At 61.6% G+C, this 9744-nt stretch carries 8 protein-coding genes; 4 read left to right on the forward strand and 4 right to left on the reverse strand.

What is annotated here, in order from left to right; translation table 11 throughout:
* Positions 1-291 precede the first annotated feature (291 nt).
* Together AC5RWU_RS22725 and AC5RWU_RS22730 are read left to right on the forward strand one after the other, a co-directional pair.
* Positions 292-507 carry a hypothetical protein gene (locus AC5RWU_RS22725; RefSeq protein WP_494037331.1) on the forward strand — a complete coding sequence of 72 codons (216 nt, stop codon included), beginning with the start codon at positions 292-294 and terminating at the stop codon, positions 505-507.
* 111 nt (positions 508-618) lie between these two features.
* A complete protein-coding gene (locus AC5RWU_RS22730) occupies positions 619-1821 on the forward strand; it encodes a hypothetical protein (protein WP_493986442.1) in 1203 nt (400 codons plus the stop codon).
* A 990-nt stretch (positions 1822-2811) separates the two neighbouring features.
* Here AC5RWU_RS22730 and AC5RWU_RS22735 read toward each other — a convergent pair.
* The 3 genes from AC5RWU_RS22735 to AC5RWU_RS22745 all read right to left on the reverse strand — a co-directional run bounded on the left by AC5RWU_RS22735 (position 2812) and on the right by AC5RWU_RS22745 (position 6813).
* The gene (locus AC5RWU_RS22735; RefSeq protein WP_493986443.1) at positions 2812-3759 is read right to left on the reverse strand and encodes an N-carbamoyl-D-amino-acid hydrolase; all 948 of its coding nucleotides are present in this window, start codon (positions 3757-3759) and stop codon (positions 2812-2814) included.
* A 216-nt stretch (positions 3760-3975) separates the two neighbouring features.
* Positions 3976-5484, reverse strand: a complete 1509-nt coding sequence (locus AC5RWU_RS22740; protein ID WP_493986444.1) for a M81 family metallopeptidase — start codon at positions 5482-5484, stop codon at positions 3976-3978.
* A 327-nt stretch (positions 5485-5811) separates the two neighbouring features.
* A complete protein-coding gene (locus AC5RWU_RS22745; protein ID WP_493986445.1) occupies positions 5812-6813 on the reverse strand; it encodes an MFS transporter in 1002 nt (333 codons plus the stop codon).
* Between the two features lie 126 nt (positions 6814-6939).
* Between AC5RWU_RS22745 and AC5RWU_RS22750 the strand changes: the two genes are divergently transcribed.
* Positions 6940-7956, forward strand: coding sequence for an Lrp/AsnC family transcriptional regulator (locus AC5RWU_RS22750; protein WP_493986446.1), 1017 nt, complete (start codon positions 6940-6942; stop codon positions 7954-7956).
* Positions 7957-8511: 555 nt separating this feature from the next.
* On the opposite strand, the gene AC5RWU_RS22755 is transcribed toward AC5RWU_RS22750, so the two are convergent.
* Positions 8512-8844 carry a LapA family protein gene (locus AC5RWU_RS22755; RefSeq protein ID WP_493986447.1) on the reverse strand — a complete coding sequence of 111 codons (333 nt, stop codon included), beginning with the start codon at positions 8842-8844 and terminating at the stop codon, positions 8512-8514.
* 260 nt (positions 8845-9104) lie between these two features.
* On the opposite strand from AC5RWU_RS22755, the gene AC5RWU_RS22760 reads away from it, so the two are divergent.
* Positions 9105-9554, forward strand: a complete 450-nt coding sequence (locus AC5RWU_RS22760) for a hypothetical protein (protein WP_493986448.1) — start codon at positions 9105-9107, stop codon at positions 9552-9554.
* Positions 9555-9744: the final 190 nt, after the last annotated feature.

Below are 9744 nucleotides of genomic sequence, written 5' to 3' on the forward strand. Positions count from 1 at the left end.
GTGCCCGGCAGCCGCCGCCGCGTCCTGACCCTGATTAACAAGCCCATGTACCCATGGTGCCCTCTTCCCTCTAGGCGGCACACCCCCATCCCGGGGACAGGGAGCAAAACCCCCGGTGCCGGGCCGCCCTCCTGCGTTCCGGTGCCGGGCCGTCCCGGGTCCGTGGTGCGGGCGTACGGTTACCCCAAGTTTGAGGATGTCGCCCGCGGGGCTGTGATGCCACGATGGTGGTGTCAGGAGGCGATCCTCCTGCACGGGGCAGAGGCCATCCAAGGGGGAAAGGAGCCCGCCGTGTCCACCCAGCCGGTGCGTATTCGCCGGACCATGACCGCTTCAGCGCTCATTGTTGCCGGCATCTTCAACACTGTCGCGTTCGCCGTGTGGCCGTGGGGCCGGGACGGCACCGAGGAAGCCTTCGTCGAGGCGGTCACGGGCAGCTCCTCGGCCGGTCAGCTCGGGATGCCTTCGTTTGTGGTTAACCACTACCCGGTTCGGCAGACCGTTTAAGAACCGTTTAAGACAGGTAGAGCGGGCCCTTGTAGACCCAAAGTAAGCATGCGAATGTTTTGCGTACATCATTACTTCACGCGCGGGGTCCATCGCGGAAAAGAGTTCATCATGCGTTTTTCTTCCTTGGTGGCCGCGGCGGCGCTCGGGCTCGTCGTCACGCTGGCACCGGCCGGTCCGGTATTCGCTGGTCCCGCCGAACGGCAGGCCGCCTGTACGGCGCTGGGCGGAACGCTCAGCGGCAACGGCAATAATCAAACCTGCACGGTCACGACTGTCGTCGTGGGTCCTGATGTTGCATCAGGGGATCCGACGACCACGTTCAGTGCGGACCGCCCCGTGGGTGATCCTGTCATCGTGGACACATCGCTTCCAGCCCGGCAGCCAAATCCCACGGTGACAACCGAGGAACACAATGTCGGCGAGGCGGCCGTCGTCCGGACCGAGCGCGCCGGCACCCCGGTTGTGACCCAGGAAGAGCGCAATGCCGGCGAGGCTGTCAGCGAGGACGTTGTTGTTCCCGGCACGCCCACGTCCACAACCCGAACGGAGCAGGGCACGCCGACGAGCACGCAGACGCCCACGGCCACCAATTGCCGCAGGGTGAACGACGAACGGGCAGCAAGGCCGGTGGAGAGGTGCGAGAGGGCCGTTCTGACCACAACGACGACCCCCACAACGATCGTCACCACGACGACCACCCCGCAGGAACGGGTCACCACGACGACCCAGCCGCGGGAGACGCTGATCACCACGACGACGCCGTTCACCGAGGTCTTCACCAGCACCCAGCAGCGTGAATCGTGCACCACCACGACGTACCAGACGGTGATCGCCACGATGACGACGCAGCAGACGGAGCGCACGGCGACCACCTCGCAGCCGACCACGCGGACCACGACCACCACGACCACGACGTTCACCTTCCCCCGCGGCACCGACGTCCCCACCCCCAACGGCACTCCGGTGGTGACGACGTCAACGGCTCAAGGGACTCCAGTGGTGACGGAAGCAGTGGTTCCCGGCACTCCGATCGTGACCACCGGAACCCGGCCCGGCCCTGAGGAAGCGGACATCGCGTGCGTGCCGATCGCCCCGGTGGTAACGGGCACCGAGGGGGAAACGCGGCAGGAGGTTACGACGGCGACCGTGCCCGCAGAGCCGGTTGTCACCGTGACCCGTGAGGATATCGAGCCGCTTGTCGCCGAGACCGAAGCCCCGGGAGCGCCGATTGTAACGACCGACGTCCGCAGCACCGGTGAGACCTGTGTCAAGAACCCTTCAACCGTGGAGCAGCGGCGCAACGCCTGCTAAGCGTTAGCCCCGAACCAGATTGCCCACGGCTGCCGCCTTCCATCCAGGAGGGCGGCAGCCGTCATGATTACGCTCCGATTTCCGCCGGTGGCTACGCGGGCGGGTTTTCGGGCTCGGTGAAAGGACGCAGCTGGCGTCATCAACGTTCTGCGCGAAGTGGGCGCCCAGGACCCGCTGGGGCAGGTCGGCAGTGAGTACCTGACCAAGAATCTGCGAACAGATCGGGCTGCAGGCCGGAGACCGGGCTGATGGAGATGGATGATTTCACCCGGTCCTGAGACATTCGGATGAAAGGTTCGATCACGTCCGCCGCTGAAGGCGATCTGAAGGCCGCGAACCGGGCCCAGCGGATGGCCCGCCTGCTGATCGGCGAACACCGAAGCGCCTGATCACCGCCGGCAGTGCCGGGCCCGGTGCTGCGGATAACCGTGGGCCATTAGCCGCCGAGTAAGTCGCCAAATGGACGACCTGTCATATGCTCTGTTATCGGCTTTCCTGACAAGTGGGCGATGGGAGGGTTTCTAGGTCCGTAGCGATGATCCGGTCTGCGATGAATAACAGCTGCATCAGCGTCCGCGGCAGGTTAGATGTTGACTAGGAGTCGGTAGAGTGCGGCGTGGACGTTCGCCGGGAACATGGCAACCAGCAGCAGGGTCAGTCCGTCTGCCGCCCACGGCGCCGTCCGGCGGTGGAATAAACCAGCGGCTGCAGTCCTGCGGTCGCCTGGATCCAGATCACCAGGGCTGCCGCGCAGCCAGCCAGCAGAAGACCCGCGGCCAAACCCCACACCAATCTCGCTGCCGGCCCTCCCGCATTTTTCGCCATGCCTTTACAGTGTGCGGGGTGATGAGAAGCGCATGAACAAGCTGTGAAGGACTTCTCATGCTCCACCGGTTTGAGATCGGGCCTTCCCGCGGGGTGCGGTGACACGGTGCATGAACACACCGGAACCGGCGGTTTTTCATGCAGTCATCCGCTGCTGGGCTGCTCCTACTCGTTCACGCTAAAACTTAAGGGCAGGGGTTCGCCCCGGCCCTTCCGTTCGGCGATGATGCCGTAGGCATCTGGGCGGCGGTGAGCGGCAAAGTCGAAGACACCTTCGCGGTAAGGCTTGGACATCTCCAGATCCGCCCTAGCAACAATTACTTCATCATTCTCACCCGAAGCCTTCGCTAGGATTTCTCCGCTTGGAGCCACCACTGCCGATCCTCCGATCAGGTGGTTTCCATCCTCCAGGCCTGATTTGCCGGCAGCAGCAACAAATACTGAGTTCTGATACGCTCCGGCCTGGATCGAAAGAAGATGCGTAAACATCTTGGCGTGCGGTTCTTCCTGCCAGCCCGGCACGAAATCGGGAGTGTTGTATCCCAGGAGGACGACCTCAGCACCCTGCAGTGCTAGCGCCCGATATACCTCCGGCCAGCGCCGGTCGTTGCACAGGCACATCCCCACCTTCGTCCCGTGGAAATCGAATACTCCGAAGCCGAGGTCCCCTTCGATGAAGTACTTCTTCTCGAGGTGCTGGTTCGGCAACTCCGGCCGGTTATCCGCATGGCCGGGCAGGTGCATCTTGCGGTATTTTCCGACGATGTCGCCCGTCTTGTTCACCAGGATGGACGTGTTGTACCGCTTGCCGTCGCTCGTCAGTTCGGCATAGCCCAAGTAAAAACCGACTCCGAGCTGTTGCGCGCGGTTAAAAAGCGGCTGAACGTCGCTATTGGGCATGGACTTTTCGAAATACCCATCGACCTCTCCGTCGTCGAACCAGGTGCGAGGGAAGAACGTGGTCAGAGTCAGTTCCGGAAAAACCACGAGATCGGCGCCTCGTCCGGCTGCCTCTTCCAATAGCCTGATGAGGCGTGCGATGACTTCCGGTTTCGAGTCATTGGTATTGATTCCACCGACCTGTGCGACTGCCAGTGTCAGGTTAGGCGTCAATTTCGCTCCTTGTTGTTTTGGATGTGTTCTTGTCTGCCATAGGTCTTTTACAGGCAAGCTAGGAGCCCCTGCTTTCAGGGGCAGCTGAGGAGCGGTTCCCGTAAGATAACGGTCCCGATACCTAGGTCGGGAATCCTCCTCGCCTCTGGCAAAACTCAATGGTTGCGAGTTAGTTAGCTGCGGATTAGGGAGGCTTCCTAAGTGTTGCGCGAATGATCATCGCGGCTGTCCAGATACAGGCTCGGCAACCTCGAAGCGAGGGCCGAGAGCTCCTAGCCGAAGACCGGGGCGTAGATTGCGCCATGGGAGCGCGGAGGGGTCAGCCGGGAAGGGTCCCGGAGCCAGCGCGACTATGATGCGACCTGCGATCCCGGTGTAGCCACCGCGAAAGTGCACGGAGCTCTTTACCACGAGGATGTTCTGCTCCTCCGGACAAACTCCCGCGGCACGGAACTGGTTGCGGTCCATGATTTGGGCCTTGTGGCTATTGACGACAACCTGCACATTGCCCTTGCGCAGAAGAACGGAAGGCCCGACGGACAGCTCGTTTCCGTGCATCATGGGACCGTCGAAATGCACCCGCCCGTCCGAGATCGCGACGACATGGAAGGATTCGGTGAACGGACCGTCGCCATTGGTTGGGGAACCGGGAAACGAGACCGTCACCGTTTGGCCCCGCCCAGCGGCGATCGCAACTTCGACGACGTCTGGAGCCCACATGGCAGCGAATGCACTGGATGCAACGTCTCGACGGATGAGCTCACGGAGCAATCCGGTAGTGGTAGCGTCACCACCAGCCCCCGGGTTGTCCTGTGTGTCGGCGATGACCACCGGCGCTTGGCCGTCTTCGACTGCTTTGATCGCCTCGTCCAGAGCCTCTGCGGCAGGTAACGCGGTCAGGCAAAACTCGGGTTCGAGTTTGTGGATGGCCGCTGCGATGCCCTCGACGGCCTCGGAGAGCTGCTTCTCATCGACCCCGTAGCCAAAGACGCAAGGCTGGCACTCTTCCACGTCGGCGGCAGGAAACGCCATGGCGATCGACAGGACAGCGTCCCGGCCGCCGGCAGACTTCAGCAATCCGTAAGCTGTACGCGCTGGGCCCTCCATCGTGCTTCCCGAAATGGTCGGTATCAGGAAGTCGATACAGTGCACGCTCATTGACATCTTCTCGCCAGCGATAATGCGTCGTAGCAGTCCGGCCGCTGACCGGCCGGTGTCGGCCATGTCGATGTGCGGGTATGTTCTGTACGCCACCATGGCGTCCGCCGTATCGAGCATCAAGTCGCTCACATTGGCGTGCAGGTCCAAGCTCACGACGATCGGGACGTCATCGCCGACCGCTGCCCGCACCCTACGGATGATCTCGCCGTCGCCGTCTGTGTGTTCTTCGGAAACCATTGCGCCGTGCAAGTCGAGGTAGACCGCATCCGGGGCTTCCTTGGCGCAGGCACTTGTGATCATCTCCGTGATGCGTTCGAACGTGGAAGCCTCCACTGGACCAGAAGGGGATGCAGCACACCAGATCACGGGGAGCAACTCCCACGTCGGGTCTGCGTCGAGGACAAAGCCGCCGAGCGGGATATTAACGGAGGCGAGGCTGAGTACGTCTTGGCCCAGGTGCATCCGGGGAAATCCCTCACCGTTCTCGAAGTTCTCCCACCGTGCGGGAGATGGAGCGAAGGTGTTGGTCTCATGCAAGAAGCCTGCAATTAATACACGTGTCATGAGGCGACCTCAACTTTTTACGGCGAAGGGTAATAGGCAGAAATAGCAGGGCGACGATCGAGACAAGCAGGAGTCCGACCATGGTCAGCAGACCGCCCTGAGTGGTTCCGGTCGCTTCTCGGACGAAACCCATGATCGTCGGCGCAACGAATCCTCCAAGGATTCCGATCGTATTGATGAATGCGATGCCCCCGGCAGCAGCAGTACCCCCGAAATGATGGCTTGGTACGGCCCAGAAAACCGTGTATGCAGCCCACACAGCGCAGACAGCGATGCATAACGACACGAAGGACAGGAGGAAGTTTGACGAAGTAAGGGCAGCGGTCGTCAGCCCCCCCCCGCTGCGATGAAAGCGGGAATGATCGAATGCCATTTCCGTTCTTGAAACCGATCCGAACTGCGCGAAAGGAGGATCATCGTGGGTATCGTCAGTGCGTACGGGATCGCAGTAAGCAGACCGATGGAAAAGGTTCCCTGGACGCCGTTGTCCTTCAAAATGGTCGGCAGCCAGAAGCTGACCGCGTAGATGCCGCACATGATGCCGAAGTACGCCACGGCCATGACGTAGACACTTGGCTCCCGAAGGGCATCGATGAACCGGTGCGTTCCCTGTTCGGCGCTCGATTGGCCAACGGCCTTTGAAACGACTGACTTCTCAGCGTCACTCAGCCACCCCGCTTGGTCCGGGCGGTCCGACACAGCCTTCCAGAAGATGTAGCCCAATAAAACACACGGAAGACCCTGGATGAGGAACATCCACTGCCAGCCGGCCATCCCGCCGAGGTTATCGGTTGCAGCGATGATGGCGGCAGAGACACCGGAGCCCAGAATCGACCCGATAGGCCCCGCCAGCATATAGACACCCATAACGGCGGCCATGCGCCGCGCAGGGTACCAGTAGGTCAAATAGAGGATGATTCCAGGCGCAAAGCCGGCTTCGAAGATCCCGAGCAGAATGCGAAGGACGTAGAAGCTTGTCTCGTCACGAACGAACAGCATGGCGGCGGAGGAAAGCCCCCATAGCATCATGATCCGGGTGATGGTACGACGCGCGCCGATCCTGTGCATCAGCATGTTGCTGGAGATCTCTAGGAACGCATAGGCCAGAAAAAACAATCCAGCGCCGATTCCGAAGACGGCTTCAGTTAGCGCTGGGATGTCCTCCTGCATGTGAAGCTTCGCAAAACCGATGTTCACTCGGTCGAGGTAAGCGAACGTGTAGCAGAGCAAGAGCAACGGCAGTAGTCGCCGGTTGATCTTCCGATAGACAGAATCTTCGTTGACGACGGCTTGGCTTCCGTCAATACGCCCTTGGGATGTGATTGGCATAACGCCTCCTCTCTAAGGTGCTGAACAGTCTAGGACGTAGAGCCACGAGGGCCTGAAACTGTAGGAAACTGCGGTAAGAGGGCTAAAAAGGTTGGAATGACGCTCTGAGAGGAAGTCATGCGAAAGATGGGCGCACTTGAAGTCCATGCCACCGATCTTGAAATAGTGGACGCATTACAGATCGCCCCGAGAGCCAGCTGGGCATCGGTAGCTCGCGCCCTGGGAGTGTCCGAAGTGACCGTTGCCCGACGCTGGAAAAGCCTGCAGGCTCGTGGACTGGCATGGACCAGCGTCGCCCTGCATCCTTCGATGTCTCAGGGTTCATTCATCGAAGTGCGATGCGAAGCGAAGTACTTGGACAGGCTATTGGCATCGCTGAGCAAGCACCCTGACGTCATTACCGTTGGTCAGACGACAGGCGACTTCAACCTATTTTGCATAACGGTCGCAACAGCGCTCGATGAGGTCCTGCGATGCGTGCATGGCGGACTCCCGGAACTTCTCGATGCTGTCCATGTGAGAATCAGCCTCTTCCGACAAATGACAGGTGGGGTCGATTGGCGCCAAGGCATTCTGTCAGCATCCGATGAGAAGCAACTGCAGGATGAGCACCATGTGAGTTCCCCGGAATCGATCTCAGGTCTATCGATAGGCGACCGCAAACTGTTCCTGCTGTTGGGGATGGACGGACGACTTTCACCGGCAGACCTGGCACGAAACCTCAATAGAACCCCCGGAATGGTCCGCAGACGGCTGGCACAGCTGGAGGCCAGACATCAGATCGTCTTCCGATGCGACGTGGCTCGGCCCGCCTTCGACCTGCCCCTGGGAATGCTCATCCTAATGAAGGCTCCACCTCTCAGCGCGGAGAGCACAGCAAGACTTCTCGGACGGCGGCGAGAGACTCGGTTCTGTGCATCCGTGGTCAGCACCGCAAACATCATCTTGGTCGTCGGGTTGCACGACCTCGCCGACGCCGAACGCGTCCTCGGAGACCTGTCCCAGGAATATAAGGCCATCGACGTACTTGATCGAAGGATCGTCACTCGGATGGCCAAGATTTACGGGCGAATCCTTGACACTGAGGGCAGGTCCGTCGATGTTGTGCCCGTCGATCCATGGGCTCGTTCCATTCAGATGTGAATCGGCGGCCGACGCTTTCCAGATGCTGCACGTTAGCCAAGCTTCCCCCATGGGCATGATCTTCATCCCCTCGACCGGCGGCCGGGTCCACTGCCCGAAGGAGCAAAAGGACATACTCAACGGAATGAGTGTCCTCGAGAAGACCGTCCAGCTCGTGGACACAAGCTGTCTCATAAGCTTATGAGGAACAGCTGCCTAGGAAATTCCGGCCGTTAGCTCTCAACCGCAGTCCCGGGTCGCTCGACCGCCAGCACGGATAAGACATATGCGCTGTTATCGGTGCTTTCCTGTGAATACCGAGTGCGTGGATCGTGCCGGTCAGCCGGGGCCAGGGCTCAGGGCGAGGTCAGATCTTGAGCCGGGTTTGGGGTCCATGGCTGAGGTGGGACCCGCACCCGTGGGGACGGTTCCGGGGGGTCGGCTCGGGGCGGGAGCAGGCGGAGCTTCTGCGCCGGAATGAGGTTCTGCGGATGGGGACAGGTCCGGGCCGGGGCCGTGTCGTGGAGCGGGCAGTGCGGATCCCCGGCGCCGGAATTGGCTGTTTGCCGGCTGTGGCTATTTCCGGTTGCGTCCGGTTCTGATCCTGTGGGCGTTCGAGCGGAGCTGAATGATCCTGGCCGCACCCGCGGCGGCCACGAGGATGCCTCCGGCGACGGCGGAGATGAACATGGCCATGCTCAACGGGATGGTGGCATCCAGACCGAGGAAGAGGATCCGGGCAGGTTGCTGGTTCTGCAGGAGGAAGATGATCAGCAGCAGCAGCGCAAGCAGGGCAACGATGACAGCGGCCCACACCATACCGGTACGGGTTGTGCGGGGTTTGGAGGCAGGCGGCACCCTGTTCGAGTGTGCCCGGGGGTTCTCAGAGGGTATTGGGTTCGATGCCATGGTGGTTCATCCGGTAAAAGGGGGGGGCCGGTGCGGTGTTCTGCATCCGGCACTTCCTGCCCTGGCATCAGGATACCCCCGCAGCACCCCTCCCCGGCAGGCCTCACGCCCGAGGCAGCGCCGGCCGCCTCCGGAGGCCGGCGTTGACGGACCCGAGGACCTCTTTTCCGGTGGCGGGGCAGTCCTTTGCTCGTCCGGGGATCGGGTTTTCCGGGTGATCCGGCCGGGACAGCTGGGGGTGGCGGTGGGAAAATGCGGTTATGAGCATCAATGTTTCATCCGGTGAGCCGGCCGTGGATACTTCGCCCGAGTCGGTGCTTCGGCTCACCTCCGTGGTTGCGGTTTCGCGTGAGGTCTACGCGGAGAAGGCCCCGGACCGGTACACGGTGTCGGCGGTGTTTTCCAGGCGGGTCAATCCGGCCGAGGCAAAGCTGATTCAGGGACCGGCGGCCCATGAGCGGCTGGCGGAGCAAGGCTACGGGCACGTGAGCCTGGTGATCGATGACCGGCGGCTGGAGATTGTGAACACGAACCTGGAGGAGCTCAAAGCCGGGCTGGCCTCCGTGATCGGCTCCCTGGTCCGGGAGATCAGCGAACAGACGCGCCGTGAACAGCTCCAGCGCGACGAAGCGGCCCTGCTCAAGAGTCAGGCCGGGGAGGTCCGCCGCAAGGAAGTCGAGGAACTGGCCCGGCAGATCTCCTTCGACTGACTACCCGCGGTACCGCTACCCGCGGTATTGCTGGACGAGCGGGCACCTGAACGGGTCGCCGGATCTGAGGCCTACCTGGTTGAGGTACCGCATGATGGTCCCGTAGGACTCCCACAGGGAGGTTTCCGTGTACGGGACGCCGTGTTCGCGGCAGTACGCGCGCACGGTATGCCGGACCCTGCGCAGGTTC

The sequence above is a fragment of the Arthrobacter sp. B0427-1-12 genome (assembly GCF_059092905.1).